Genomic DNA, 26,406 nt, shown 5'->3' on the forward strand with positions numbered 1-26,406 from the left:
CTGTAATAGCCACGTTAATGCTGGTGGGCCAGGCCTGTTTGCCGCAGCAGGCCGGTGTGCTGCCTTCGGGCGCGGCTTAAAGGCCGCGTCGCCCAGGCCGCGTTTTCAGAACAGCGATTGCTGCGGGTTCGTACGCGTTGTGCCGAAGCGCCGCAGCTGTTCGACGGATTGGCCGAGATAGCTCGCGATGCTCGACAACGCGGTGATATCGGCGAATGACTGGTCCGCGATCAGCTGCCGGGCGGTGTCACGGTCGTCTTCGGAAGCCGCCTGTAGCAGATCGGCCAGCAGGGTCTCGTTCACCGGGGCGAAGGTTTCCGGGTATTTCCAGGCCATCAGTTCGGCCGGCCGTTCGAGCTGGGCGGCGAAGGCCAGTTCGTGCACGAGCGCGGCCGCGGTGGCCAGGTCGGCGCCGTGACCGGCCACATGCTGGCGCCGCGCGAATTCATGGCAGGCCTCGGCATCGACCGACGCCATGCCGGCCAGCAGCGTGTTCATCGGCGTGTCGTCGGAGTAGGCCATGGGCGCATCGGCTGGTGAATGGATCGCGCATCATCCGGAGCTGATGCGCACGGTGCAAGCCCCGCTACATCGAGGTCGCCAGAGCCCGGTCTGCCGCGTGTTGTTCCCGCGCCAGATCTACCAGCCGCGCGACCAGCGCGGGATAGGCGATGCCGGATTCGGCCCAGAGTTTCGGATACATGGAAATTCGGGTGAAGCCGGGCAGCGTGTTGATTTCATTGACCACCACATGGCCCTCGGGAGTGACGAACACATCCACCCGCGCCAGCCCGCGGCAGTCCAGCGCGCGGTAGGCGGCCAGGGCCACGCGGCGCACGGCCTCGATGCTGTCGGCATCGAGTTCGGCCGGGATCACGACCTGCGCGGTGTCGTTCACGTACTTGGTGTCGTAGGCATAGAAACCGCCGTCGGCGACTACCACCTCGCCGACCGTGCTCGCCTGGGGCTCGCTATTGCCGAGTACGGCGCACTCGATCTCGCGCCCGGTCACCGCCGACTCGATCAGCACCTTGTGATCGAAGCGCAGCGCGAGATCGATCGCCGCGGCCAACTCCCCGGCATTGGTGGCCCGGCTCACGCCGACCGATGAGCCCAGATTGGCCGGTTTCACGAACAGCGGGCTGCCCAGACGCGCGGTCAGCGCGGCATGATCCAGCGGCCGGTCCGCGGCGGTCACCACCTCGAACGGCGCGATCGCCAGCCCGGCGTCGCGCAGCAGCCGCTTGGCGATGTCCTTGTCCATGGCCGCGGCCGAGCCGAGCACGCCGGCGCCGACACAGGCGATGTTGGCGGCCCGCAGCAGGCCCTGCAGGGTACCGTCCTCGCCGGTCGGCCCGTGCACGATGGGAAAGGCCACGTCGATTTCCAGCGCGATCTCGCCGCTGTCGGCGTTCACGATCTGGCCGGATTCGCGGCCGGGCACGATGGCGAGTGCCGCGGCGTCGGCCTTGAGCGCGATACGCTTCGGATCGTCCGGGTGGTACACGAAATCGGCCGGATCGGCGGCATGCCAGACGCCGGCCTTGTCGATGCCGATGACGAACACCTCGAAGCGCTCGCGATCGAGCGCCGCGACGATATTGCGCGCCGATTGCAGCGACACCTCGTGCTCGGCCGAGGCGCCCCCGCAGATCACGGCTACTCGCGTTCGGCCCATCGGCCTCTCCCTTCCATCCGGCATTGGCGTGCTGGCTGCCAAGGATGCCATGAAAGCCCCGTTCGCCACAGCGGGCACGAGCCACGCTTGAAAACCCGCCCCGCGGGCCACATTCAAGGCATGCAGGCGGCGCTGCCGCACCCATTTGGCATCAACCACTGATTGAACACGCCATGAGCGACGACAACACGAACACACAGGGGGCCGCGCAGGCCGGGGCCAACGCCGAGAAGCACGGCTTTCAGGCCGAGGTGAAGCAGCTGCTCAAGCTGATGATCCATTCGATGTATTCGAACAAGGAAGTCTTCGCCCGCGAGTTGATTTCCAATGCCTCGGATGCACTGGATACGCTGCGCTTCGAGGGCCTGAAGGACGACTCGCTGTTCGAAGGCGATTCCGACCTGCAGATCTGGATCGAGCAGGACAAGGACGCCCGCACGGTCTCGATCTCGGACAACGGCATCGGCATGACGCGCGACCAGGTCATGGAACGCATCGGCACGATCGCCAAGTCCGGCACCCGCGCGTTTCTCGACTCGCTCTCCGGCGACGAGAAGAAGGATGCCAAGCTCATCGGCCAGTTCGGCGTGGGTTTCTATTCGGCCTTCATCGTGGCCGACCAGGTCGTGGTCGACACCCGGCGCGGCGGCGAGTCCACCGGCGTGCGCTGGATTTCCGATGGCGGCGGCGAGTACACGCTGGAAGAAATCGAAAAAAACCAGCGCGGCACCACCGTCACGCTGCATCTGCGCGAGGACGAGGAGGAATTCCTCGAGCCGTACCGCATGCGCCATCTGGTCAAGACTTATTCCGACCATATCGCCTTCCCCATCAAGATGCGCGAGCAGCTTTCGGAAGAGGACGAGAAGGAAGGCAAGGAAGCCGGCTGGGAGCAGGTCAATCGCGGTGCGCCGCTGTGGGCGGAGCCCAAGGCGAACCTGTCCGACGAGGACTACGTCGAGTTCTACAAGCACACCAGCAACGACTTCGAGGAGCCGCTGACCTGGACCCACAACAAGGTCGAAGGCAGCCAAGAATATACCAACCTGCTGTTCATCCCGAAGCGCGCCCCGTTCGACCTGTTCGACCCGAACGGCAAGGCGCACGGCGTGAAGCTCTATGTGCAGCGCGTGTTCATCATGGACGACGCCGACAAGCTCATGCCGCGCTATCTGCGCTTCGTGAAGGGCGTGATCGATTCCAACGATCTGCCGCTGAACGTCTCGCGCGAGATCCTGCAGTCCAACCGGCTGCTGGACAAGATCCGCGCCGGCTCGGTGAAGAAGGTGCTGGGCCTGATCGAGTCCATGGCCCGCGACGAGGACGATCCGGAAAAATTCAAGACCTTCTGCAACGAGTTCGGCACGGTGTTCAAGGAAGGCGTCGTCGAGGACTACGAGAACCAAGCTCGGATCGCCAAGCTGCTGCGTTTCAAGACCACGAAGGACGAGACGGCCGATCCCGGTGTATCGCTGGATGAATATATCGCGCGCATGCAGCCGGGCCAGGAGAAGATCTACTACATCACCGCGGATACGCTGGCCGAGGCCAAGCACAGCCCGCATCTCGAGATCTTCAAGAAGAAGGATATCGAGGTGCTGCTGCTCACCGACCGCGTCGACGAGTGGGTCATGGCACACCTGACCGAGTACGAGGGCAAGGAATTCTCCTCGGTCGCCAAGGGCGCGCTCGATCTCGGCGAAGCCGAATCCGAGGAAGAAAAAGAGCAGCAGAAGAAGCTCGAGGAAGAATCCAAGGATCTGGTCGAGCGCATCAAGGAAGCGCTCGGCGATCGGGTCAACGAAGTCCGCGTCACCCATCGGCTGACCGATTCACCGGCCTGTCTGGTAGCCGACGAGCACGGCATGTCGGCGCATTTGGAGCGCATTCTCAAGGAAGCCGGCCAGAGCATGCCCAGCTCGGCGCCGCATCTGGAGATCAACCCGACCCATCCGCTGGTCGACAAGCTGGCCGAGGAGCAGGGCGAGGACGAATTCAATTCCTTCTCCCAGATGCTGTTCGAGCAGGCCGTGCTGGCCGAGGGCGGCGAGCTGGACGATCCGGCCTCCTTCGTGCGCCGGATGAACCAGATGCTGCTGGCCGTGTCCAAGGGCGCGGCATAGCGTCGATTTCATGGGCCGGTGCCGGCACCGGCCCATGACCGCCCGGCGCCAGGATGAAAACCAACAACAAAGCCTGTCCAGATTTATCTATAGTCGGATCAGTGAGTTGCGGGTCTTCGTGTCGGTACAACAATGCGCGTTATTAACCCGGCACAAAAACAGATGATTTTTCGGGTTAATAGCGCGAGTATGCGGCCGCATGCTTGCTGCGGCCATTGGCCGCGAAGCCTTTGAAAATAAAAGACTGACAGGCGCCGGCTTTTATTTTTCAAGGCGTTGAAAACAGCTGATGAAGTCAGCGGTTTTGATGCCGGATTAATAAGAGCTGCAACCTTTCCGGTGCCGTGCCATATCAGCGACCGCTATACACCCGTCGCTCCACATGATTACCGGCGGCGCGACCTATCTTTTTCGTTGGGCGACTGCGTTATACCGCTGAAAAGCATGGCGCTTTGCATCAAAAGCCCAAGAACAGCATGTCCAACGCTGCTGAGATATCATTCTGCTGTTCAGCAAGGCTGCCAATGCCGACACGCAACTCGTTTTCTGGCACGGCGGCCATGAACTGAGTTGCCATGAGCACCTCCTGGCCCCCAACCTTAAATATGGGGTTCAGTCGTTCGGCAGGAGATGGCGCCGCAGACTTGGGCAACAGGGGCACAACAATGCGGGTGTTCAAGCTACTGAGCAGATCCGACTGAACATCCAGCAAATAGCCAGAACCGCCTTCGTTCTGGAAGATGTCGAAACGGGCCATCAGAACTGACGGTGCCGGATTAGAGGTAGGCCATTGGCTTCGACATAAGCGTTAGAGCTTGCCAGTGCAGCGGTATTTTCTTTCAGCCACTGCTGTTGCTTATGTTTCTTCACCGCTTCCGAGATCCCGGCCTCTGCGGACCGTGAAACGTTGATTCCCAAGGCTTTCGCTTCCTTCAGGAGTGCACTATCAAGCGATAGATTCGTAGGCCTTCGGGTGGATTTGGCAGTTTCAGCAGCTCGCACGGCATCGGACCTCTCGCGGAGAGATGCTTACACTATATGCGCATATAAATTGCGCATCAATATGCAGTAACGGCAACAGCCCCTGGGCGAACTGCAGGGGCCGTACGGAAAAATTTTCGCAACGGACTACCATAAATTTTTCGACATTTTCGCCCCCTTTTAAAGTCATATCGTTGGAGACGACATTGCGACAGTCTTCTTGATTTCGTACAAAGTTCAGCCAAAGTCTTGACAGTGCGATTGCTCGCGAACCTGAAGCGACAGCGCCTTAATTTTCCTTCTTATTTGCGCTCATTCGCGTGCATTTGCGGACAAAATGCGCTTGCTTAGTCAGCCAACTGAGTGTCGTACATAATCAAGACGGTCTTTATTGTTGGTTTTCAGGGACAAGGAGAAGCCAAAATGAATCCGGATCGACTGAAAAAGACCGCACCCTGGGCGCTGGCCTTGATGATCGCGATCGCGACGCCGGCCGCGTTTGCCGCGTCGCACGCGCAGAGCGTGGACATCGGCGGCACGACGCTCCGGCTCGGTGCCGACAAGACCCGGGCCATGGGCGAGGCGCGCTCGCAGTTCAACGTCTCGCCGGCCAGCCAGAACGGGCATTACTTCCTGTATCCCAAGGCGGTGCCACTGGGCAAGAATGGCCAAGCGCAACAGCCCAAGGCGGTGGGTTCGATCACCTTCGCCCACGGGCGGCTGGTGCGTGTAACGCGCAACCTCGGCTCGTTTCGGAGTGCCGATGGCAAGGCTGCGGTCCAGCACATGATCCAGGCCTTCTCCGACGCGCCCAACCAGGGCCGGCACCCGGCCGTGCACACTGATACCAGCATTTCGGGCGATGCCAGTACGACGCGGGTTTACTTCAGCTATCCGGATCGCGTGATCCAGGTGCTCGTGTTCCAGCCGGCCGATACCTCCGAACTGGCGACGGTGGACATCACCGAGCAGTACGCGCTGTCGGGCAACCCGCCGCCGGACGACCAGACGATGTCGCCGTAGCGCTATCGTTCAGCGTGCTGACGGCCGTCGACCCCGGCGCGGGTGGGCGGCTTTTTCAGGTCGGCCCGCCGTTGGTCTTGGCGTGCAGGCGATCGGCCACGACACTCGGCACCAGCCCGGTGATACGCCCGTCCAGAAAGGCGATCTCGCGTACCAGTGTCGACGAGATGTGCGCGTATTCGGGCGAGGGCGCGAGCAGCACGGTGTCGATTTCGGGCGCCAGATGCCGGTTCATCACCGCCATCTGTTTTTCGTATTCGTAATCGCCCACGCCGCGGACGCCGCGCACCAGCACATCGACACCGTGCTTGCGGGCGAAATCGACGATCAGGCCGCTGGCCGACAACACGGTCACGTTGTCCACGTCGGCCAGAACCAGCTGCGCGAGCTCGACCCGTTCGGCGTGGTCGAAGATCGATTTCTTGGATGAATTGCTCGCCACCGCCACGATCAGCTCGCTGAACATGCCGGCCGCGCGCCGGATCACGTCGGCATGGCCGTTGGTGATGGGATCGAATGTGCCGGTATAGGCGGCACGCACATATTTGGCCTGGCTCATGGCGAGCCATGTTCGCCCGCCGGGCGAAGGCGCGCAAGACAATAGCCCACGCCGGCCGAACGCGACTGGCGCAGGATTTCGTAGTCCGCGGCCAGCCGTTCGCTGATGGCTGCCTCGTCGTGGGCCGGATATTCGACATAAACCCGTGCGCGGTGGTCGATCAGGCCGGACAGGCCGGCCAGTGCTGCGGCGTGCAGTTCGGCCTCGAACGGTGGATCGACGAACACGATATCCGCGCGCTCGCCGGCCAGACGATCCACGGCGTGCGTGCCGTCGGCGACGAGCACGCGCCCGCGATCGGTTGCGCCCAGCATTTCCAGCGCGGCCTCGATCGCCGTGGCGGCCTGTCGGTCGTTGTCGACGAACACCGCGCGCGCCGCGCCGCGCGACAGGGCCTCGATGCCGAGCGCGCCGGTGCCGGCGAACAGATCGATGCAGCGCGCCCCGGCGAGCATCGGCGCCAGCCAATTGAACAGCGTTTCGCGGACCCGGTTTGGCGTGGGGCGCAGGCCGGGCCGGTCCGCGACCGGCAGCACACGGCTGCGCCAGGTGCCGCCGATCACCCGAAGGTGGGCATCGCGTTCGGCGCGGGCCGGGCGGTCGCGCCGCCGGCGGGGGCGTTTGCCGGTCATGGGCGTTCTGCCGTAATCAGGCGGCGCCTTCGGTGCCGCCGACGGTGATGGAATCGACCTTGAGCGTGGGCTGGCCGACGCCGACCGGTACGCTCTGGCCGTTCTTGCCGCATACGCCGACCCCGGTATCCAGCGCCCAGTCGTTGCCCAGCATCGAGATGCGGCCCAGCACCTCCGGGCCGTTGCCGATCAGCGTGGCGCCCTTGAGCGGTGCGCCGAGTTTGCCGTTGTCGATCCGGTAGGCCTCGTCGCAGGAGAACACGAAGTTGCCGGAAGTAATGTCGACCGAGCCGCCGGAGAAATGCGCCGCATAGATGCCGGACTCGACCGAGGCGATGATGTCGGCCGGATCGGTGTCGCCACCGCGCAGGTAGGTATTGGTCATGCGCGGCATGACGGTATGGGCATACGACTCGCGCCGGGCGTTGCCGGTGGCGGGCGTGTCCATCAGGCGCGCGTTGTGTTTGTCCTGCATGTAGCCGACCAGAACGCCGTTCTCGATCAGCGTGTTGGCGGCCGCCGGCGTGCCTTCGTCGTCGATTGTCAGGCTGCCGCGCCGGCCGTCGAGCGTGCCGTCGTCGACCACCGTGCACAGCTCGGAGGCGACCTTCTGCCCGATCTTGCCCGAATAGTTGGAGGCTCCGCGGCGATTGAAATCGCCCTCCAGTCCGTGGCCGACCGCTTCGTGCAACAGCACGCCGGACCAGCCCGCGCTCATCACCACCGGCATGGCGCCGGCGGGCGCGGCTTCTGCCTTGAGCCGGACCAGGGCACGGCGTACCGCCTCGCGGGCGTATTCGGCCACGAGATCGTCGGGGCCGGTGTAGATGTCGTATCCCAGACGCCCGCCGCCGCCGGCGGCCGCCGATTCGCGCACGCCGTTCTCCTCGACCTGCACCGAGATGTTCAGCCGCACCATCGGCCGCACATCGCCGGCCAGCGTGCCGTCGGAGGCGGCCACCAGCATGGTGTCCGATGAGCCCGCCAGCGACACCGTCACGCGGACCACGCGGGCATCGGCATCGCGCGCGACCTTGTCGGCATGATGCAGCAGCGCGACCTTGGCCTCGGCATCCAGCGTGGCCGCCGGGTCGATCGGCCGGTAGCGCACGGCCGGGCCGGTGTCGCGTCGCGTCAGCGCATTCATGCGTGCCGTCTTGCCGTCGCGGGCAATCGCGGCCGCGGCCTGCGACGCCTGGGCGAGTGCCGGAAAAGCCAGTTCGTCGGCATAGGCGAAACCGGTCTGCTCACCGGCCAGTGCCCGTACGCCCACACCCTGGGCGGTCGAAGCGCCGGCGCTGCGGACCACGCTGTCCTCCAGCATCCAGTTCTCGCTTTTCAGAATCTGGAAATACAGATCGGCATAGTCCACACCCGGCACCATCAGCCCGGACAAGGTGGTTTCGAGTTGATGCGCGTTGATATTGGCGCGCCCGAGCAGGGCGTCGCTGGCGAGATCGAGAGTGTTTTGCATGCGCTCAGGTTAACAGCAGGCCGCTCGATTTATACGGTGGGTGTGGCGTTTTTTCGCGCCAGGCGCGACCCCGGCGAGCGACGAGGTGTTCCGCGACGCCCGCCGAGGCCTTATGCCAACGATCACGGCAACAGGATCGTCGAGCCGGTGGTCTTGCGCTCGGCGATCGCCTGCTGGGCGGCGCCGGCTTCTTCCAGGCTGTAGCGCTGGCCGATATGCACCGTCACGTCGCCCGATTCGAGGACCTCGAACAGGTCGGCGCACATCATCTCGAAGCGTTCCGGCGTGTCGGCATAATCGCCCAGGCTGGGCCGGGTGACGAACAGCGAGCCGCCGCGGTTGAGTTCGACCAGGTCCACTCCCTCGACCGGGCCCGAGGCGTTGCCGAACGAGACCATCAGACCGCGTTTTTTCAGGCATTTGAGCGAATCGTGCCAGGTGTCGCGGCCGACCGAGTCGTAGACCACCGGCACGCCGGCGCCGTCGGTGAGCTCCAGCACGCGTTCGGGCACCGATTCGCGGGTGTAGTCGATGGTCATCCAGGCGCCGTGGTCGCGGGCCATATCGGATTTCTCGTCGGAGGAGACGGTCCCGATTACGTGCGCGCCGAGTGCCTTCGCCCACTGGCAGGCGATCAGGCCGACGCCGCCTGCCGCGGCGTGGAACAGGAGGGTGTCGTCCTCGGCCACGGCGTAGGTCTGGCGCAGCAGATACTGCACGGTCAGGCCCTTGAGCAGCGAGGCGGCCGCCGTCTCGAAATCGATCGTATCGGGCAACGTGACGACGTGATCGGTCGACAACGTGATCGCATCCGCATAGGCGCCCTTGGGGCCGAGCACGTAGGCGACGCGGTCACCTTCGGCGAAGAAGTCCTCGGCGCCCTCGCCGACCGCCTCGATCACGCCGGCGCCCTCGGTGCCCATCGCGCTCGGCAGTTCGCCCGGGTACAGCCCGGTGCGGAAATAGATATCGATGAAGTTCACGCCGATGGCATGGTTTTTCACCCGAACCTCGCCGGGGCCGGGCGCGCGAATCTCGGTTTCCACCAGCTCGAGTACCTCGGGGCCGCCGGTTTGCTTGAATTGAATCTGTCGAGCCATGAGAACTCCTTGCATTACAAGCGTGGTACAGGCGAGTCGAGGCCGGGCCCCGTCGCCTGCGTTTGCCAAACCGCAACCGAGCCTACGCCAGCCGGCGATGCGACAGGCAGGGAAAGCCCTCGCGCAGGCGCGCGGCGCGGCTGCGATCGATATCCGCGATGACCACTTCGTTGGCCTCGGATCGCGCTTCGGCCTGGACCTGGCCCCACGGGTCGCAGATCAGGCTGTGGCCGTAGGTGCGCCGACCGCTGGCGTGATGCCCGGCCTGGTTGGGCGCAATCATGGTGGCGAGATTTTCCACCGCCCGAGCGCGGGTGAGCAGGTGCCAGTGCGCGGTGCCGGTGGTATGCGTGAACGCCGACGGGGCGACGATGATTTCGGCGCCGTCGGCGGCCAGCGCCCGGTAGAGTTCGGGAAAGCGCAGGTCGTAGCAGATCGACAGCCCGATGCGGCCGAACGGCGAGTCGATCACCATCGGCGCATTCGCGCCCGCCATGAAGGTCGCCGATTCGCGATACGCCTCGGCCGAATCGGGCATGCCGACATCGAACAGATGGATCTTGTCGTAGCGCGCCACGCGCGTGCCGGTATCGTCGTAGACACACAGCGCCGGGTAGACGCGGTCGGGCTCGGGGCTGGCGATCGGCAGGGTGCCGGCGGCGATCCAGAGGCCGGTCTCGGCCGCGGTCCGGGCCAGAAAATCCTGGATCGGGCCGTCGCCATCGGGCTCGGCCTCGCGCAGCTTGTCGGTTTCGTGCGCGCCCATCAAGGCGAAGTTTTCGGGCAGCACGGCCAGCCGGGCGCCGCGCCGCGCCGCATCGCGCAGCAGGTCGCCGGCGCGCGCGAGGTTGGGGTCGACCTCGCCGCGCGAGTTCATCTGGATGGCGGCCACGCGCACGGTCTCAAGCGCAGCTCGGGTGTCGCTCATGCCGGGGTTGTCCTTGATTCCATGTTCGTGGGCCGAGGATACGCCGAAGCCACGATTGGATCACTACTTCCCCGGCGTTGGGGAGGCGCCGGGCTTGGCCGCGTCGGATGGGGTATGGGCCTTGTTGTCGTTGGCCTGCGGGTTGACGATCTGGGGATTCTCCCAGCTGCCCTTGAGGTGGTAGCCCACCGACGAGAAATGCTGGATCGGCTTCTTGAGCAGTTGCTGCACCGCGAACACGGCCGCGCCGACGATAGGGCCGCCCAGCACCGCGCTCGCGATCGCCACCCCGCTGCCCACCTTCGGGGTGATGGTGACGTACTCGTCGTAATCGCGTGTGGCCAGGCCAACGCGGCCGGTGATACCGATCTTGACCGACGGCGTGAGGATGCGCGCGTTCTTGCTGTAGGCCTGGCCCTGGTGGATATTGAAATCGGCGCGCACCTTGTCGAAGGCCATGCCTTTGTCGACCACGTCGCGGAAATCCAGCCGCAGGCGTCGGGGCAGCACATAGAGATTCAACAGGCCGAGCAGGCGCCCCGGTCCGGGATCCACGGTCAGCAGTGTGCCGTGATCCAGCGCCAGGTGGACGTTGCCTTTCAGATACCGCAGATCGAGCCCGTTCGGATTGGGCTTGATCGCCAGATCGCTCTTGATGCGCGCGCGCTTGGCGCGAATGGGCGAGACATAGCCGAAGGTGCGTAGCAGCCGCGACAGGCCGTGGCCGTCGAAATCCGCATGCGCGCTGGCCTGACTGACGCCGCTGTCCTGCTGCCAGTGAGCGTTGGCCTGGCCGGTGAGGGCGCCGTTCGCGAGCTGGAAACGATCCAGGCGCCAGCCGTCGGCGGTGCCGGCGGCATCCACATGGGCTTGACCGAAGGATGTGCCGTCGACCACGAAGTTCTGTATGAACAGCTTCATGGCCGGTAGATCGGTGGGCGCCAGGCCGGGCCAGAGCACGGGCGAATCGCTGTTGCCGGCATTACCCGACGAGCTCGGCTGGGCCTTTTGGGTATGCAGCGCCACGCGCTTGAGATTGCCGGCGATACGCGCGGCCTGGCCGGACGGCGACATCCAGGTGATCTGGCCCTGGCTGTCATCGCCTTCGAAATCCACGCGCCAGCCGGTCGTGTCCTTCATCGGCTGGGCACGGACATGGGGCTTGGCGATGTAGCGATCGCCGAAACTCAGCCGGCCGATGGTCAGATCGCCGCCGAGGAACGCCAGGGTCGATGCCGGGGGGCCGGTCTTCGGTTTGGGGTTGTGTGCGGCCGCATGGGCGGCCGGCGCGCCCGGAATATCGGCCGGCGCACCGTAGAGCACGTGGCGTACGACATAGAACCAGCCCAGGGCATCGACCTGCGCCGCATGACCGCCGATCCACAGGCCGTTGGCATCCGGCGGCTTGATATCGGTGTGGCCTATCAGGGCCTGGATGCGCTCTGGCCGGCCATGGGCGTTCAGGTCGACGGCGAGGTGCAGGCGATGGTCGTAATGGGCATCGATGTGGCCGCTGTCGGGATCGATCGTGACCGCCAGCGGTGCCGCGCTCGCGGCCGGCTTGTGCAACGGCGCGGGCAGCCGGATCGCCATGCCGGTGAGATCGCTGTTGACCCGGATCGGGCTGATCCGGCCATCGTGATGGACCGTGAAGGCCACCGTCATGGGGGTCTGGCCTTTGCCGTAGATCAACCAGGCTTCGGGCAGATAATGCGCCAATGCCTTGCGATCCGCCGGCAGGCTCGGCTGGGCGCGGGCGGTGATCCGCTCGCCGCCGTCGGTGCCGCCGGCGATGTCCGCCGAGATCGGTACGCCCATCATCTGCCCGGTCAATCCGGACGCTTTCACGCCGTGGCCGCTGAAGGCCAGTTGGCCCTGAATGCCGGTGATCGGGCCCGGCAGTGTGTGCTGTCGTAGCGTATCGCCCCTGGCGTCGATGGTGCCATCGACCTTGATATGGCCCAGGCCCGGCTTGAGCGGGATGCGCAGCTTGACGCCGACATCCGTCGGTCCGCTGACTTCGATGGCTTTCACCAGCTTGCCGAACTTCCGGTGCAGCGGCGAGGCCGATATAAACGACATCAGTTTCGTGGCGGGCGCGCCTTGGGCCTTGCCGGTGAGGTGCATTACCGGCTCGCGTACGTTGTCGACGTGGGCCTGGGCCCCATCGATGGACATGCCCAGCATCTTCGCACCCGCGAGCTTGAGCGTGAGCTGGTCGCCGTCCAGGGAGAGCTTGCCGCCGGCATCCGTGACCTTCGGCCATTCCGGCTTGTAGCGCACCGTCGCACCCTGACCGACCAGGGTCATGTGGAAGCCGTTGCCGTTTTTCCCCTGGGCGAACGGAAAACGATCCATGGGCCCCTTGACCGCGACATGACCGTGATCGAGCGAGCCGGCGAGAATGGCTTTGGGCAGCCAGTCACGCAGACGCGGGTTGGGCAGATTCTTGCCCTGCGGTATATGCGCCAGCAGGCGGGCAATGTGGGGGGCGACCACGTCGGCGGTGATATCCGCCACCGGCGCCCCCTGCTTCGGCAGATGGACGTGCCCCGAGGTCACGACATGGGCCTGGCGGCTGGCCAGACGCAGCTTGTCGAGATCGATCGACCAGCCGCCCCGATCGGATGGCTGCCATCGCAGCCGGCCACCGAGCCCGGTGATGTCGACGTTGCCCTTGATGTAGCGCGCGGCCGACAGCGTCCCGCCGGCGCCGTCGAAGATCAGCGTGTGCTGATCCCCCTGCTGACGATAGCGGCCGGCGATCGGCCCGAAGGCGATTTTCGGATCGTCGACCGTCAGGCCGTGGAAACCGACTTGCGCCGCCAGCGGCTGCCCGGGTTGCCAATGAAGCGCGAGCGTATCGATCGCGCCGTCGACGGCGGCATCGCGCAGGCGCGGTTCGGCCAGGCGGGCCATGCGCAACGCCAGGGCTTCGGGCAGATGGCGCGCGTTGACGCTCACGGCATGACTGCGGGTATTGAAATGGGCGCTGGCGTCGAGATCGCCGGATTGCTTCGGCCCGCCGGTCAGCTGCGCCAGCTTGAGGTCGATGCGATGTGCGCCGGGATCGCTCGTGGCCTTGAATATGGCATTGAAAGCGGGGACCAATGGATGATCGTCGCCGGCGCGCGCCAGCGCCTCACTGGCCAGCGTGATCCGGGTATCGGCCAGACGATCGTTTCGCCAATGGCCGTGCACGTCGAATGACAAGCGGCCGCCGCGCAGGTGGGAGATGATCTTCGTCCGGCCGGCACGGGCGAGGGCCAGGGGGCGGATGTTGTCGCTGTAGAGCGAAAACCCGGCGCGGTCGGGACGCTGCAGCGGCCCCTCGATCGTGGCGCTGGCATTGAGTGACGGCCACCAGGCCGGCCCGTCGGCCGAGGCCGAGACCTTGAGCCTGTGATCGCGATGATCGTCGAGCGCAATGCGGACATTCGACCATTGCATGCGCCCGCCGGGCAGGCGGTCCGAAACAACCGTCAGCCGGCCGCCCCGGATGTGCACATGCGCAATCTGGCGGCGGACCGCGGCCAGCTTCGACCAGTCGATGCCGGTGCCGCCGGACGGGCCCCAGTGCGCGAGCGTAAACCCCGTGCCGTTGCGCACCAGCGTGGCGTGCGGGGCATCGACGATCAGGCCATCCGGCAGGCGCGACCCCGCGATCAGGTCGGCCAGCGAGAATTCCAGTCCGAGTCGATCGGCCGTGAGCGCGGGTTGCTCCGCGCCGGGCCGGGTGACGCGTGGATCGTCGAGATAGAGGATCGGGCCATGCCAGCCCCAGCCGATTTCGAGTCCGGAGACCGAGATATCGGCATGGATGCGTTGCCCGATGCGCTCGGCAAGCGCCTGGCGATACTGCGGTGCGAAATGATCGAGCAACCGCACGCCGCCGACCAGAAGGCCCGCCATTACGACGGTGCTCGCCAAAAGGATGATCAGGCTGCGCTTGATCCAGCCGCGGCGGCGTTTCGGGCGTGGCGCGCGGCTCATCGACGCCATGGCACCGGCGATTCGTCGGGGCCGACGTCATGTGCGGATGGGTCGTGGTCAGGGCCGGTCATGGACAGCTCGGCGAGCCGTGTCATGCCGGCACGCCGAACGGTTTGCGGCGCGTCGCAGGCGGTCATCGACTCAGCTTACATTACGACTACATCGAATTGTTCCGGCCCATAGAGCGATTCGGCCTGCAGGCGGACCGTCACGCCGCCATCGGCGCAGACCTGGCGGAAGGCCGCCGCCTGGCTGTCGAGCAATTGATCGATCGTGTCCGGCGGCGCCAGGATCAGCAATTCGGCATCCGCATGCGGCCGTCGCCGCGCCCGGCGCGCGATTTCGCGGAACAGCTCGAAGGTGATGGTCTCAGCCGTCTTGACATAACCGCGGCCGCCACAGGCCTCGCAGGGCGCGCACAACAGATGCTCGAGCGATTCGCGGGTGCGTTTGCGGGTAACTTCCACCAGCCCGAGATTGGAAATCTGGCCAACGGAGGTCTTGGCCGGATCGGCCGCCAGCGCATCGGCCAACTGGGTGAGCACCTGCTGCTTGTGATCCGGATCGACCATGTCGATGAAGTCGATCACGATGATGCCGCCGAGATTGCGCAGGCGCAGCTGACGCGCGGTGGTCTGGGCGGCTTCCAGGTTCGTGCGCAGCACGGTCTGCTCGAGACTGCGGGTGCCCACGAAGCCGCCGGTGTTCACATCCACCGTGACCATGGCCTCGGTCTGCTCGATGATCAGGAAACCGCCCGACTTGAGCGGCACCTTGGGCTGCAGCGCGCGCTGGATGGCCTCTTCGATGCCGTACTGGGCGAATAGCGGGGTGTCATCCTCGTACAGCAGCACGCGGTCGGTGAATTCGGGCGCGAAGCGCCGGGTGAACGCGATCATCTCCTGCCAGGCCCGGGCATCGTCGATAATCACGGCCGAGACATCGGGCGTGAGCAGGTCGCGCAGCATGCGGATCGCCAGCGGCAGGTCGCCGTAGACCAGGGTCTCGCCGGGCACATGCCGCGCCTGCTCTTGAATGTCGGCCCATACCGTGGCCAGGAACCGCATATCGGCAGCGAGTGCGGCGATCGGTGCGCCATCGGCCACGGTGCGCACGATGAAGCCGCCGGGCAGTTCGAGTTCGCGCTTGAGATCGGTCACGGCATCGAACAGGCGCGTGCGTTCGGTTTCGCTCTCGATTCGGGCCGATACGCCGACGCGCGGCGTGTGCGGCATATAGACCAGGAACCGCGACGGAATCGCCAGATCGGTGGTCAGGCGTGCGCCCTTGGTGCCCATGGCATCGCGGCTGACCTGGACCAGGATGCGATCACCGGCGTGAAGACGCTGTTCGATGCGCGGTGCGTCGTCGCCCTGGCCGGCGTCATGGCGCACCATGTCCGAGATCTGCAGGAAGGCGGCGCGCTCCAGACCGATATCGACGAACGCCGCCTGCATCCCGGCCAGTACGCGCTGGACCACGCCGAGGTAGATATTGCTGACCGCGCTCGCGGTGGCATCGCGCTGGATGTGGATGTCCTGCAGTACGCCGCGCTCGATCTGCGCAGCGCGTGTCTCGCCCGGGCCGGCGTTGACCAGGATCTCGACGCGCAGGGTATCGGCTTCGGCCAGCGGCTCGGGGCTGCTCATGAGGCCCGACCGCGGCGCGCGTCGCCGACGTATTGCGTGATAGATATCGAACGTTTCATGGCTCGATTGTCGTCACGATGCTCGTAACCCCGCAACTCAACAATGATCGTAGCCGCTGCGCCGGATGCGCCGGCAACCGGCCCGCAATCAGGCGCGGTGGTAGGGGTGGCCGACCAGAATGCTGTGGGCCCGAAACAACTGTTCCGCCACGATCACGCGAACCAGCGGGTGTGGCAGGGTCAGGTCGGATAACGAGCGCCGGCTGTCGGCCGCGGCCAGCGAGGCCGGGCCCAGCCCGTCGGGGCCGCCGACCAGCAGCGCGCGGTCGCGGCCGTCGCCCATCCAGGTTTTGAGGTCCGAGGCCAGGCCCTCGGTCGACCACGGCTTGCCGTCGACAGTGAGCGCAACGACTTCGGTATCGCGGCCGATCGCCTTCGCCATGCGCTGGTCCTCGGCGGCGATCGCGCGCGCGGTATCGCCGCCCTCGTGGCGTTTGGACAGCGGGATCTCCACCAGTTCCAGGCGGCATTCGCGCGGCAGCCGCCGGGCGTAATCCTCGTACGCCATGGCCACCCATTTGGGCATGCGCCGGCCCACGGCGATCAGCCGAATGCGCATGACGGCCTTAGCTCGGCATGCGAGCGTCGGGACACGGCGCGTACTCGGTCCGGCCGTCGCCGTGCCAACGGGCGGTGCTCGGAGGCAACCCGGGCACGCCGGCGATCAGTGCGTGGCGCTGGTCGCGTCCGGGTCAGCGATATCCACGTCCCAGAGTTTTTCGATCTGATAGTAGGCACGGGTCACGGGCTGCATGATGTGTACCAGCACGCCGTTGAGATCGATCAGCACCCATTCGGACTGTTCGAGTCCTTCCACGCGCGGCGCAAGCCCGGCCTTTTTGGCGTGGGCAATCACGGTCTCGCCGATGCGCTTGACGTGGCGGCCGGAGCGGCCGGTGCAGATCACCATATGCTCCGCCATCGTGGTCAGCGCGGCGATATCCAGTACCTTGACCGATTCGCCCTTGAGCTCCTCGACGGCATCGAGCGCCAGGCGCAGGGTATTGTCAGTAGGCGCCGCGGTGGCGGCGGCGTGGAGTGCTTCGGTCGGCGTGTTGTTTGCTGCCATTATTCCTTGGCCTCGCCCGTGGACGAGTGATAGATACGAGATTCCATAATGTCGTCGAGAATCGCCGCCGGCAAGAGGTAGCGCGGGCTGGCGCCCGAGGCGATCAGCGCGCGGATGCGGCTGGCGGAGATCGCCAGCGGCGGCGGCGCGTAGTTGTAGATCACGCCGGCGAGGCTGTTGTGCAGGTCTTCGACATTGTCGCTCGAGCGGGCCTCGAGTTCCGCCGTGGCCTCCGGCGCGTATTCGGCCGACAGCCCGGGGCGCTCGATCAGCACGATATGGGCGTAGTCGAACAGCTTGCGCCATTCATGCCAGCTCGGCAGTTTGGCGAACACGTCGCGGCCCATGATCAGGCACAGCGGGTTGTGCGGAAAATCCGCGCGCAGCGAGGCCAGGGTATCGACCGTATAGGACGCGCCCTTGCGCATCAGTTCGCGGTCGTCCAGCGTCAGCCGCGGCTCGTTGGCGGTGGCCACGCGGATCCATTTGGCGCGCTGGCCCGGCGTCGCCCCGGGCTGCTCGCGATGCGGCGGCCGGCCGTTCGGGATCAGGCGCACCTGGGCCAGCTTGAGATCCGTGGCCAGTTCCATGGCCAGGCGCAGATGGCCATTATGTACGGGATCGAAGGTGCCGCCGAGAATACCGATCGGGCCCTGGATGTTGTCCATCGCAACCTGTCTAGCGGACATGGCCGTCGCCGAAGACCACGTATTTCTGGGACGTCAGGCCCTCCAGTCCGACCGGGCCGCGCGCATGCAGCTTGTCGGTGGAAATGCCGATCTCCGCACCCAGACCGTATTCGAAGCCGTCGGCGAAGCGGGTCGAGGCGTTAACCATGACCGATGCCGAATCCACCGCGCGAATGAACGCCCGTGCGCGGGTGAGGTTCTCGGTCACGATGGCGTCGGTGTGGTGCGAGCCCCAGCGCTCGATATGATCAATCGCGGCGTCCATGTCGGGCACGATGCGCACGGCCAGCGTGGGCGCCAGATACTCGGCGGCCCAGTCGTCGTCGGTGGCGGGCTGGATGTCGGGGCCGAGGAGCTTGCGCGTGGCCTCGCAGCCGCGCAGCATCACGCCGGCCTGGCGCAGGTCGTGGGCCAGCGGTTCCAGAATCGAGCGCGCCACGGACTCGGCCACCAGCAGCGTTTCCATCGTGTTGCAGGTGCCGTAGCGCTGGGTCTTGGCATTAACCGCGATGGCGATCGCCTTGTCGCGATCCGCCGAATCGTCGATATAGACGTGGCAGACACCGTCCAGATGCTTGATTACCGGCATCTTCGCGTGATTGGCCACGAACTCGATCAGGCCCTTGCCGCCCCGGGGCACGATGACATCGATGAACTCCGGCATGGCGAGCATGGCGGCGACCGCCTCGCGATCGGTGGTCTCGACCACCTGGACGGCCTCGCGCGGCAGGCCGGCGTCGCTCAACCCGCGCGCCACCGCCGCGGCGATGGCCTGATTGGAATGCGCCGACTCCGAGCCGCCCCGCAGGATGGCCGCGTTACCCGATTTCAGGCACAGGGCGGCCGCATCCGCGGTCACGTTCGGGCGCGATTCGTAGATGATGCCGATCACGCCCAGCGGCACGCGCATGCGCCCGACCTGGATGCCGGACGGTCGGAAGTTGAGGTCGGTCAGGCTGCCGATCGGATCCGCCAGCGCCGCCACCTGATGCACGCCCTCGGCCATGCGCTCGATGCGCGCGGGGCTGAGCTGCAGGCGTTCGATCGCTGCGTCGTCGAGTTTGCCGCGGGCGTCGCGGATATCGCGGGCGTTGGCCGCGAGAATCGCGTCCTGCTGTGCCGTCAGGGCTTCGGCAATGGCGAACAGGGCGGCGTTTTTCTCGCCCGGCTCGGCCGCGGCCATGCGCCGGGCGGCGCGCCGGGCGGATTCGCCCAGGCTGCGGATCTGACGGGTCACGCGGGAGGAGGCCTCGCCGCCGGGTTCGCGTAGGTTCGCGCTCATGGCGATCGTGTCGTGTCAAATGAAGGTTGTGAAGTCTGCGCGCCCGGGGTTCGACCCGAGAGTGCAATAGTCAATGTTATCAGTTCATCCCAGGCCCGGCCCGGCGCCGCCCCCTTGTTGATGGCATCGGCCCGGGCGGCCTGGCGCAGCAAACGCGCCAGATGGGCCGGATCGGCGGCCCGCGCGGCCCTGGAAATCTGGCGCTTGCGGGGCACCGGCATGAAGATCTTGTTCATGAAAGCGTCGAGCCGGTTGGCCCGGGCCGCCAGTGCCGCCTGGTACAGGGTGCGCAGATCGTTGACCAGCGCCCAGGTGATCGGCACGGCATCCACGCCCTCGGCGCGCAGCCGGTACAGGCTCTTGACCGCGCCGGCCGCATCGCCGTCGAGCGCCTTGGCCGGCAGGTCGAAGATATCGAAGCGGGCGTGATCGCTGGCCGCCGCGGCGACCTCGGCGTGATCGACCGTGGTGTCGGGGTACAACAGCGCCAGCCGATCGATCTCCTGCGCCGCGGCCAGCAGGTTGCCTTCATTCTGGGTCGCCAGAAGCTGGGCAGCTTCGCGCGTGAGGGCGAGATCGTGCGTACCGGCCCGGCGCTCGATCCACGCGACCATGCGAGACGCCGGCAATGGCCATGCATAGCTGACCACGCCGGCCTTGGCCACCGCCTTGTACCAGGCGCTCTTGCGGGCCGACGCCGCCAGGCCGGGGGCGACGATCAGCAGCAGCGTATCGGGCGCATCCTGCTTGAGGAAATCCGCGATTGCGGCCGAGCCGGGTTTGCCGGGGCCCTTGTCGGTCAGATGCAGTTCGACGATGCGCCGGGCGGCGAACAGCGATTGATTGGCCCCGGCCGTGGCCAGCTGCGCCCAATCGAAGCCGGGCTCGGCGTGCAGGACATCGCGCTCGTCGAAACCTTCGTCGCGGGCACGCCGGCGCACCGCGTCGGCCGCCTCGACCACCTGCAACGGCTCGCTGCCGGCCAGTCCATAGGCACGGGCCAGCGGGTGGCGAGCGAATTCAGTCGCGAACTCCTCGGCGCGAATGTCCATCAGCCGAGATTGCGGCCATAGAAGATATCGGTGATCTCGCCGGCGATGCGCTGGCCGAGATCCTCGGCTTCCTCGGCGGGTAGATCGGCGGCGTTCTCGGCAAACAGATAGTTGTCGAGATCGAACTCGGTCAGCCGCATCTTGGTATGAAAGATGCGCTCGGACAGGACGTTGACGTCGACCATCTGGTAACGCTCGCGGATGTCGGGCGCGATGTAGTCCTGGATCGAATGAATCGTGTGATCGATGAAATGCTTGGCGCCGTCGACGTCGCGCGTGAAGCCGCGGACCCGGTAATCGAGCGTGACCACGTCCGATTCGAAGCTGCGAATCAGATGATCCAGCGCCTTGAGCGGCGAGATCAGCCCGCAGGTGGATACATCGATGTCGGCGCGAAAGGTCGAGATGCCGTCGTCCGGATGGAACTCCGGATAGGTATGCACGGTGATGTGGCTCTTGTCGAGATGGCCTACCACGGCCTCCGACATCGGGCCCTCGTAGGCATACTCCTCGGCGATCAGGATGGTCACGCTCGCGCCTTCGGGCTCGTAGTCCTGGCGGGCGACATTCAGGATCTGCGCGCCGATGATGTTCGACACCTCGGTGAGGATCTGGGTCAGCCGATCGGCGTTGAACACCTCGTCGATATAAGCGATATAGGCCTGCTTCTGCTCGCGTGTGCGGGCATAGCAGATATCGTAGATATTGAACGAAAGCGACTTCGTCAGATTGTTGAAGCCGTGCAGGCGAAGTTTATCCATGGCGTTCGCAAAAGCGATGGTCGGAGGCGCAGTATCCGGCGTATGCAGGCCGCGTCAAGCGTGCGGCGGGCGCGCTCACTCGGCTTCGTGGATGGTGTAGCCGTGGGTCATGTTGACGGCCTGGGCCAGCATGATCGAGGCCGAGCAGTATTTCTCGGCGGACAGCTCGACCGCCCGGGCCACGTGCTTGTCGCTCAGGTTGCGGCCGCTGACGATGAACTGGACGTGGATGTCGGTGAACACCTTGGGCTCGGTTTCGGCCCGCGTGCCGTCGACCTCGATCCGGCAATCGGTCACGTCCTGGCGCGATTTCTTCAGGATATGCATCACGTCCATCGCGCTGCAGCCGCCCACCGACAGCAGCATCATCTCCATCGGCCGGAAACCGGCGTTCTTGCCGCCGAGGTCGGGCGGGCCGTCGATCGTGACGTGGTGGTCGCTATCGGCCCGGCCGTCGAATTCCAGGCCGTCTTTCCAGTTCAGGGTCGCTTTCATCGAGTCGCGCTTGTCGTCGTGCCTGCTTCATGATGTAAGGCGTCCGCGCAAAAATAAAAGAGGCGCGTGGGTCCGACCTTTTTCGGCAGGTCGGCGAAGCGATCCCGCGGCTGCGGCGCCTGCCGGGTCGGGCGATCAGGCGATCAAGCGGGCAACCGCGGCGCCGGGGTCGGGCTGGCGCATGAAGGACTCGCCGACCAGCAGTGCATCGAAGCCGGCATCGGCCAGCCGCATGCGGTCTTCGGGCGTGAAGATGCCGCTTTCGCTGACGAGGAGGCGGTCGCCGACGATACGCTCACGCAGCGCCAGGCTAACGTCGAGGCTGGTGTCGAAGGTATGCAGGTCGCGATTGTTGATGCCGAGGATGGTGTGCCCGGGCAGGGTCAGGACGCGGTCGAGTTCCTCGGCATCGTGGACTTCGGCGAGCACGTCCATGCCCAGTTCGAAGGCCCGTGCGGCCAGCTCGGCCATCAGGTCGGTGGACAACGCAGCGGCGATCAGCAGGATGCAGTCGGCGCCGAGCGCGCGGGACTGGTCGATCTGCACCGGATCGATCATGAAGTCCTTGCGCAGTACCGGCAGATCGCAGGCGTCGCGCGCGATGCGCAGGAAGGCGTCGTCGCCCTGGAAATAATCGCGGTCGGTGAGCACCGAAAGACAGGCCGCGCCGCCCGCCGCGTATCGCTGTGCCAGCCAGGCGACATCGAAATCCTCGCGAATCAGCCCCTTGCTGGGCGAGGCTTTCTTGATCTCGGCGATCACCGAACGCGGGCGTTTGCCCTCCAGTGCCGCGGCGAAGCCGCGCGGCGCCTCGGCGGCGGCCACGGCGTCCGCCAGGGCGGCCGGGTCCGTGGCGGCGACGTACGCGGCGATTTCTTCGCGCTTTCGCGCCAGGATACGGTCGAGGATGGTGTCGGTGGTCTGAATGCTCATGGCCGCGCCGCAGGTTGGTAAGAAAACGAGGGGGCGGCGGCTCGGCGCCGGCCCGGGCATAGCCTAACGCGATCGGGCCGCGATCAGGCGCTCGCCGCGCGTGCCCGGGTCCAGGCGGCGACTTCCGCCATACGTCGTGCTGCGGCCCCGCTGGCGATGGTCTCGCGCGCCAATGCCACGCCGGCCGCCAGATTCGGCGATTGGTCGCCGACGTAAAGCGCCGCGCCGGCATTGAAGGCAATGATATCGGCCGCCAGGTCGAACTGGCCGGCGAACGCTTTTTCGATCACCGCCAGGGATTCGGCCGCGCCGGTCACGCGCAGCGTATCGAGCGAGCCGCGCTCCAGGCCGACATCCTCCGGTGCGATCTTGTAGCTGACGACGTCGCCGTCGCGCAGCTCGGCGACCTTGGTCGGCGCGTTGATCGACAGTTCGTCGAGGCCGTCCTCGCCATGCACGATCATCACATGCCGGCTGCCGAGCTTGCCGAGCACCTGGGCCAGCGGCTCGCACAGATGGCCGTTGAACACGCCCATGATCTGGTTGCGCGCGCCGGCGGGGTTGGTCAGCGGCCCGAGCAGATTGAACAGCGTGCGGATACCGAGTTCGCGGCGTACGCCCACGGCGTGTTTCATCGCGCCGTGATGGGCTGGGGCGAACATGAAGCCGACGCCGAGTTCACGAATGCAGGCGGCGACTTCGTCGGCCGTGGTCTCCAGGTTCAGGCCGGCGGCTTCCAGCAGATCGGCGCTGCCGGACTTGCTGGAAACCGAGCGGTTGCCGTGCTTGGCGATATGGCCGCCGGCGGCGGCGGCCACGAACGCCGCCGCGGTGGAGACATTGAACAATCCCGAGCCGTCGCCGCCGGTGCCGCAGGTGTCGACCAGCGTTTCGGCGATGTCGGGCTCGACCGGTACATCGGTGGCCAGTTCACGCATGACGGCCGCGGCGGCGGCGATCTCATCGATGGATTCGCCTTTCATGCGCAGGCCCATGAGGAACGCGCCGATCTGGGCCGGGGTGGCGCCGCCGGTCATGATCGAGCGCATGGCCGCGGCCATGCGCTCGGGCGCCAGATCCCGGCCGCGTGCGATATCGTCGAGCAGGGGCGCGTCGATCATGCCGGGTCGGCCTTCAACTCGCCGCAGCGCTTGAGGAAGGTGTGCAGCATCGCGTGGCCGTGATCCGAGAGGATGGATTCGGGATGAAACTGCACGCCCTCGGCGCCGGTGGGGGTATGAATGAGCCCCATGATTTCGTCCATCTCGCCGTCGGCGGTTTCGGTCCAGGCGGTGATCTCGAAATCGGCCGGCAGGCCGTCGCGGGCCACGATCAACGAGTGATAGCGGGTCGCGGTCAACCGATCCGCCAGATTCTCGAACACGCCACGCCCGGTGTGGCGGATGATGGAGGTCTTGCCGTGCATGACCTCGCGGGCACGCGTGACCGTCGCGCCGAACGCCCGGCCCAGCGCCTGATGACCGAGACATACGCCGAAGATCGGCAGGCGATGGGCCATGCGCTGGATCAGTTCGATCGACACGCCCGCCTCTTCCGGCCCGCAGGGGCCGGGCGAGACCACCACGCCGGCCGGCGCCATGCGCTCGATCTCCTCGACCGTGATTTCGTCGTTGCGCACCACATGCACTTCGGCGTCGAGTTCGCCGAGATACTGCACGAGGTTGTAGGTGAACGAATCGTAGTTGTCGAGCATCAGGATCATGACGAGTGCTCCCCCTTGTGGCCAACACGGCGCCGCGCACCCAGCCCCTGCTCGGCGAGGGCCGCGGCCTTCATGACGGCGCGGGCCTTGTTCATCGTCTCTTCCCACTCCGTGGTGGGCTGCGAGTCGGCGACGATGCCCCCGCCGGCCTGGACATGGATCTCGCCGTTCTTGATCACCGCGGTGCGGATCGCGATCGCCAGATCCATGCTGCCATTGCCCGCCAGATAGCCGACCGCGCCGCCGTAGACGCCGCGTTTGACCGGCTCGATCTCGTCGATGATCTCCATCGCCCGGATCTTGGGGGCGCCGGACAGGGTGCCGGCCGGGAACGCCGCCCGCAGCGCATCCATCGGCGTCAGATCGTCTCTGAGCTTGCCGGTGACGTTCGACACGATATGCATGACATGCGAATAACGCTCGATCGCCATGCGCTCGGTCAGCTTGACGGTGCCCGGCGTCGCCACCCGGCCGACATCGTTGCGGCCCAGATCGATCAGCATCAAGTGCTCGGCGATCTCTTTCGGATCTTCCAGCAATTCCTCGGCCAGCGCTTCGTCCTCGGCCGGCGTCAAGCCGCGTTTGCGGGTGCCGGCGATCGGGCGGACCGTGACCTCGCCGTCCATCGCGCGCACCAGAATTTCCGGCGACGCGCCCACGACGTGGTGGTCGTCGAAGTTGAAATAGAACATGTACGGCGACGGATTCAGGCTGCGCAGCGCCCGATACAGCGACATCGGTTCGGCGTTGAAGGGCGCCGACAGGCGCTGGCTGGGCACCACCTGCATCACGTCGCCCGCCCGGGTGTATTCGCGAATCCGGCGCACCGCGTCCTCGTAGCCGGCCTGGGTCAGGCCGGAAACGAAACGGCCATTATCAATTGCCGGGTCGATCCCGGGATCGATCGCCGGGTGGTCGGTGCCGGTACGTGCCGCCGCCTGCGGCAGGGGCGCATCCAGCGCGTCCAGAATGGCCTCGATCCGGGCCTCGACCCGGGCCCGGTCCCCGGCATCGCCTTCCAGATAGTGAGCCACGACATAGAGCTTGCCCGAGAGGTTGTCGAAGATGACCAACTCCTCGGCCACCAGCAACAGAATATCGGGCAGATCCAGCGGATCGTCCTTGCCCTGCCCGCCGCCGGCCAGGCGCGGCTCGATATAGCGGATCGTGTCGTAGCCGAAATAGCCGACCAGACCGCCGGTCAGGCGCGGCAGTTCGGGCAACCGCGGCAGCGGGCGGGCATCGTTGAACGCCTGGATCCAGGCCAGCGGATCGGCGGTCTCGAGTGTCTCGATGACGCCGTCGTCGGTTTCGTGCACGAGCGTTTTGCCGCGCACGCGAATACGCTCGGTGGCCGGCAGGCCGATGATGGAATAACGGCCCCAGCGCTCGCCGCCCTGCACGGATTCCAGCAGGAAGGAATAGGGCGCATCGGCGACTTTCAGGTAAGTCGACAGCGGCGTGTCGAGATCGGCCAGCGCCTCGACCACCAGCGGTTCACGCCGGGCGAGTAGCGAAGCCTCGTAGGAGACGGAATCGGACATGGCGCATCAATCGATCGGATATTGACAAACAGGCGGCGCGACAACGCACACCGCGAGGGGCTTGGGGCATCAACCCCGCCAGCGCTGCACCCGCCATCGCCAGGCCGCGTCGAAGGCGCGGTTTACGGCTTGTTTCGATCGATTTGAAGTCATCTTCGCGGTCATCTCGGGTACCGACGCCATAGCCGTCGTTATTTGCTAGGGCCTGTTGCCGTTTCGTGCGAGTCCGCGCCAAGCGCTGTTTTGCGGCAAGACGAGGCGCTCGCACGAAACGGCAACAGGCCCTAATGCTGACTGAAATTTCCCGGCTTGCCAAATCCCGATGGCGGAACAGCGGCGTGCGGGGTCCTGGTAACGAATCATCCGCGTGTCGTGGGTATGCCGGGTTGGCTCTCAACGGAGGTCCGGTGTCGGGGAGCCGCGCTCCGGCGATCCTTGCATCGACACGGGTAATACTAAAGTCAGATGGAATATCAAATGAAAAAAGCGGCTCAATGGTGGGGCCCTAATCAATGTTTTGATCGCCCTGTAAACATCGGCAAAGCCGAGGTATAGCCTGGATCCGTACCGAGCCCTGGCCTGATGGGAGTGATTGAGATACAGAACACGGATGCAGGGGGCGCATGCCGTTACAGCCGGCCAAGCGCAGTCTGCAACCG

General features: G+C 65.7%; 24 protein-coding genes. 2 read left to right on the plus strand and 22 right to left on the minus strand.

Annotated features, from left to right (window positions below; translation table 11 throughout):
• Nucleotides 1-105 precede the first annotated feature (105 nt).
• Entirely contained in the window at nucleotides 106-522 is a 417-nt protein-coding gene (locus SALB1_RS09355) for a hypothetical protein (protein WP_109993619.1), read from the minus strand.
• A gap of 64 nt (nucleotides 523-586) precedes the next feature.
• Nucleotides 587-1,678, minus strand: coding sequence for a D-alanine--D-alanine ligase (gene ddlA / locus SALB1_RS09360; RefSeq protein ID WP_109993620.1), 1,092 nt, complete (start codon nucleotides 1,676-1,678; stop codon nucleotides 587-589).
• A gap of 173 nt (nucleotides 1,679-1,851) precedes the next feature.
• Here ddlA and htpG point away from each other — a divergent pair, with 173 nt between their 5' ends.
• On the plus strand, nucleotides 1,852-3,801 hold the full coding sequence (gene htpG, locus SALB1_RS09365) for a molecular chaperone HtpG (protein WP_109993621.1): 1,950 nt from the start codon (nucleotides 1,852-1,854) through the stop codon (nucleotides 3,799-3,801).
• 457 nt (nucleotides 3,802-4,258) lie between these two features.
• On the opposite strand, the gene SALB1_RS09370 is transcribed toward htpG, so the two are convergent.
• The gene (locus SALB1_RS09370; RefSeq protein ID WP_109993622.1) at nucleotides 4,259-4,558 is read right to left on the minus strand and encodes a CcdB family protein; all 300 of its coding nucleotides are present in this window, start codon (nucleotides 4,556-4,558) and stop codon (nucleotides 4,259-4,261) included.
• Nucleotides 4,558-4,803: a type II toxin-antitoxin system CcdA family antitoxin gene (locus SALB1_RS09375; protein ID WP_109993623.1), complete on the minus strand. Its 246-nt coding sequence runs from the start codon at nucleotides 4,801-4,803 to the stop codon at nucleotides 4,558-4,560. Before SALB1_RS09375 ends, SALB1_RS09370 begins: the two co-directional genes overlap by 1 nt.
• Nucleotides 4,804-5,205: 402 nt before the next feature.
• Between SALB1_RS09375 and SALB1_RS09380 the strand changes: the two genes are divergently transcribed.
• A complete protein-coding gene (locus tag SALB1_RS09380) occupies nucleotides 5,206-5,805 on the plus strand; it encodes a hypothetical protein (RefSeq protein WP_109993624.1) in 600 nt (199 codons plus the stop codon).
• A 55-nt stretch (nucleotides 5,806-5,860) separates the two neighbouring features.
• Here SALB1_RS09380 and coaD read toward each other — a convergent pair whose 3' ends face one another.
• The 18 genes from coaD to trpE form a co-directional block, all read right to left on the minus strand.
• Nucleotides 5,861-6,364, minus strand: a complete 504-nt coding sequence (coaD, locus tag SALB1_RS09385) for a pantetheine-phosphate adenylyltransferase (RefSeq protein WP_109993625.1) — start codon at nucleotides 6,362-6,364, stop codon at nucleotides 5,861-5,863.
• Nucleotides 6,361-6,996, minus strand: a complete 636-nt coding sequence (gene rsmD / locus SALB1_RS09390) for a 16S rRNA (guanine(966)-N(2))-methyltransferase RsmD (RefSeq protein WP_109993626.1) — start codon at nucleotides 6,994-6,996, stop codon at nucleotides 6,361-6,363. Before rsmD ends, coaD begins: the two co-directional genes overlap by 4 nt.
• A gap of 16 nt (nucleotides 6,997-7,012) precedes the next feature.
• Complete coding sequence (tldD, locus tag SALB1_RS09395) at nucleotides 7,013-8,470, minus strand: metalloprotease TldD (RefSeq protein ID WP_109993627.1); 1,458 nt, start codon at nucleotides 8,468-8,470, stop codon at nucleotides 7,013-7,015.
• A gap of 122 nt (nucleotides 8,471-8,592) precedes the next feature.
• Complete coding sequence (locus SALB1_RS09400) at nucleotides 8,593-9,570, minus strand: quinone oxidoreductase (RefSeq protein WP_109993628.1); 978 nt, start codon at nucleotides 9,568-9,570, stop codon at nucleotides 8,593-8,595.
• An 82-nt stretch (nucleotides 9,571-9,652) separates the two neighbouring features.
• On the minus strand, nucleotides 9,653-10,498 hold the full coding sequence (locus SALB1_RS09405) for a carbon-nitrogen hydrolase family protein (protein WP_109993629.1): 846 nt from the start codon (nucleotides 10,496-10,498) through the stop codon (nucleotides 9,653-9,655).
• Between the two features lie 63 nt (nucleotides 10,499-10,561).
• Nucleotides 10,562-14,500 carry a YhdP family protein gene (locus tag SALB1_RS09410; protein ID WP_109993630.1) on the minus strand — a complete coding sequence of 1,313 codons (3,939 nt, stop codon included), beginning with the start codon at nucleotides 14,498-14,500 and terminating at the stop codon, nucleotides 10,562-10,564.
• A 137-nt stretch (nucleotides 14,501-14,637) separates the two neighbouring features.
• Nucleotides 14,638-16,140, minus strand: a complete 1,503-nt coding sequence (locus SALB1_RS09415; protein ID WP_179950653.1) for an Rne/Rng family ribonuclease — start codon at nucleotides 16,138-16,140, stop codon at nucleotides 14,638-14,640.
• 147 nt (nucleotides 16,141-16,287) lie between these two features.
• Nucleotides 16,288-16,758 carry a 23S rRNA (pseudouridine(1915)-N(3))-methyltransferase RlmH gene (gene rlmH, locus SALB1_RS09420; protein ID WP_109993631.1) on the minus strand — a complete coding sequence of 157 codons (471 nt, stop codon included), beginning with the start codon at nucleotides 16,756-16,758 and terminating at the stop codon, nucleotides 16,288-16,290.
• 105 nt (nucleotides 16,759-16,863) lie between these two features.
• Nucleotides 16,864-17,268, minus strand: coding sequence for a ribosome silencing factor (rsfS, locus tag SALB1_RS09425; RefSeq protein WP_109993632.1), 405 nt, complete (start codon nucleotides 17,266-17,268; stop codon nucleotides 16,864-16,866).
• Nucleotides 17,268-17,957 carry a nicotinate-nucleotide adenylyltransferase gene (gene nadD, locus SALB1_RS09430; RefSeq protein ID WP_199678750.1) on the minus strand — a complete coding sequence of 230 codons (690 nt, stop codon included), beginning with the start codon at nucleotides 17,955-17,957 and terminating at the stop codon, nucleotides 17,268-17,270. Before nadD ends, rsfS begins: the two co-directional genes overlap by 1 nt.
• Nucleotides 17,947-19,239, minus strand: a complete 1,293-nt coding sequence (locus SALB1_RS09435; protein WP_109993634.1) for a glutamate-5-semialdehyde dehydrogenase — start codon at nucleotides 19,237-19,239, stop codon at nucleotides 17,947-17,949. Before SALB1_RS09435 ends, nadD begins: the two co-directional genes overlap by 11 nt.
• A complete protein-coding gene (holA, locus tag SALB1_RS09440; protein ID WP_109993635.1) occupies nucleotides 19,236-20,291 on the minus strand; it encodes a DNA polymerase III subunit delta in 1,056 nt (351 codons plus the stop codon). Before holA ends, SALB1_RS09435 begins: the two co-directional genes overlap by 4 nt.
• Complete coding sequence (speD, locus tag SALB1_RS09445) at nucleotides 20,291-21,052, minus strand: adenosylmethionine decarboxylase (RefSeq protein ID WP_109993636.1); 762 nt, start codon at nucleotides 21,050-21,052, stop codon at nucleotides 20,291-20,293. Before speD ends, holA begins: the two co-directional genes overlap by 1 nt.
• A 75-nt stretch (nucleotides 21,053-21,127) precedes the next feature.
• A complete protein-coding gene (locus SALB1_RS09450; RefSeq protein ID WP_109993637.1) occupies nucleotides 21,128-21,547 on the minus strand; it encodes an OsmC family protein in 420 nt (139 codons plus the stop codon).
• Between the two features lie 135 nt (nucleotides 21,548-21,682).
• A complete protein-coding gene (gene trpC / locus SALB1_RS09455) occupies nucleotides 21,683-22,480 on the minus strand; it encodes an indole-3-glycerol phosphate synthase TrpC (protein WP_109993638.1) in 798 nt (265 codons plus the stop codon).
• Nucleotides 22,481-22,563: 83 nt separating this feature from the next.
• On the minus strand, nucleotides 22,564-23,601 hold the full coding sequence (trpD, locus tag SALB1_RS09460; protein ID WP_109993639.1) for an anthranilate phosphoribosyltransferase: 1,038 nt from the start codon (nucleotides 23,599-23,601) through the stop codon (nucleotides 22,564-22,566).
• The gene (locus tag SALB1_RS09465) at nucleotides 23,598-24,203 is read right to left on the minus strand and encodes an aminodeoxychorismate/anthranilate synthase component II (protein WP_109993640.1); all 606 of its coding nucleotides are present in this window, start codon (nucleotides 24,201-24,203) and stop codon (nucleotides 23,598-23,600) included. Before SALB1_RS09465 ends, trpD begins: the two co-directional genes overlap by 4 nt.
• Nucleotides 24,200-25,747 (minus strand): anthranilate synthase component I, encoded by a 1,548-nt coding sequence (gene trpE / locus SALB1_RS09470; protein ID WP_109993641.1) that lies wholly within the window; start codon nucleotides 25,745-25,747, stop codon nucleotides 24,200-24,202. The genes SALB1_RS09465 and trpE overlap by 4 nt, the downstream gene beginning before the upstream one ends.
• Between the last annotated feature and the right edge of the window lie 659 nt (nucleotides 25,748-26,406).

The sequence above is a fragment of the Salinisphaera sp. LB1 genome (genome assembly GCF_003177035.1).
Lineage (GTDB): Bacteria > Pseudomonadota > Gammaproteobacteria > Nevskiales > Salinisphaeraceae > Salinisphaera.

Bases quoted from the DNA above. Each gene is read 5' to 3' on its own strand.
- SALB1_RS09355 (WP_109993619.1), bottom strand. From the start codon at position 522: ATGGCCTACTCCGACGACACGCCGATGAACACGCTGCTGGCCGGCATG.
- ddlA (WP_109993620.1), bottom strand. From the start codon at position 1,678: ATGGGCCGAACGCGAGTAGCCGTGATCTGCGGGGGCGCCTCGGCCGAG.
- htpG (WP_109993621.1), top strand. From the start codon at position 1,852: ATGAGCGACGACAACACGAACACACAGGGGGCCGCGCAGGCCGGGGCC.
- SALB1_RS09370 (WP_109993622.1), bottom strand. From the start codon at position 4,558: ATGGCCCGTTTCGACATCTTCCAGAACGAAGGCGGTTCTGGCTATTTG.
- SALB1_RS09380 (WP_109993624.1), top strand. From the start codon at position 5,206: ATGAATCCGGATCGACTGAAAAAGACCGCACCCTGGGCGCTGGCCTTG.
- coaD (WP_109993625.1), bottom strand. From the start codon at position 6,364: ATGAGCCAGGCCAAATATGTGCGTGCCGCCTATACCGGCACATTCGAT.
- rsmD (WP_109993626.1), bottom strand. From the start codon at position 6,996: ATGACCGGCAAACGCCCCCGCCGGCGGCGCGACCGCCCGGCCCGCGCC.
- tldD (WP_109993627.1), bottom strand. From the start codon at position 8,470: ATGCAAAACACTCTCGATCTCGCCAGCGACGCCCTGCTCGGGCGCGCC.
- SALB1_RS09400 (WP_109993628.1), bottom strand. From the start codon at position 9,570: ATGGCTCGACAGATTCAATTCAAGCAAACCGGCGGCCCCGAGGTACTC.
- SALB1_RS09405 (WP_109993629.1), bottom strand. From the start codon at position 10,498: ATGAGCGACACCCGAGCTGCGCTTGAGACCGTGCGCGTGGCCGCCATC.
- SALB1_RS09410 (WP_109993630.1), bottom strand. From the start codon at position 14,500: ATGGCGTCGATGAGCCGCGCGCCACGCCCGAAACGCCGCCGCGGCTGG.
- SALB1_RS09415 (WP_179950653.1), bottom strand. From the start codon at position 16,140: ATGAGCAGCCCCGAGCCGCTGGCCGAAGCCGATACCCTGCGCGTCGAG.
- rlmH (WP_109993631.1), bottom strand. From the start codon at position 16,758: ATGCGCATTCGGCTGATCGCCGTGGGCCGGCGCATGCCCAAATGGGTG.
- rsfS (WP_109993632.1), bottom strand. From the start codon at position 17,268: ATGGCAGCAAACAACACGCCGACCGAAGCACTCCACGCCGCCGCCACC.
- nadD (WP_199678750.1), bottom strand. From the start codon at position 17,957: ATGTCCGCTAGACAGGTTGCGATGGACAACATCCAGGGCCCGATCGGT.
- SALB1_RS09435 (WP_109993634.1), bottom strand. From the start codon at position 19,239: ATGAGCGCGAACCTACGCGAACCCGGCGGCGAGGCCTCCTCCCGCGTG.
- holA (WP_109993635.1), bottom strand. From the start codon at position 20,291: ATGGACATTCGCGCCGAGGAGTTCGCGACTGAATTCGCTCGCCACCCG.
- speD (WP_109993636.1), bottom strand. From the start codon at position 21,052: ATGGATAAACTTCGCCTGCACGGCTTCAACAATCTGACGAAGTCGCTT.
- SALB1_RS09450 (WP_109993637.1), bottom strand. From the start codon at position 21,547: ATGAAAGCGACCCTGAACTGGAAAGACGGCCTGGAATTCGACGGCCGG.
- trpC (WP_109993638.1), bottom strand. From the start codon at position 22,480: ATGAGCATTCAGACCACCGACACCATCCTCGACCGTATCCTGGCGCGA.
- trpD (WP_109993639.1), bottom strand. From the start codon at position 23,601: ATGATCGACGCGCCCCTGCTCGACGATATCGCACGCGGCCGGGATCTG.
- SALB1_RS09465 (WP_109993640.1), bottom strand. From the start codon at position 24,203: ATGATCCTGATGCTCGACAACTACGATTCGTTCACCTACAACCTCGTG.
- trpE (WP_109993641.1), bottom strand. From the start codon at position 25,747: ATGTCCGATTCCGTCTCCTACGAGGCTTCGCTACTCGCCCGGCGTGAA.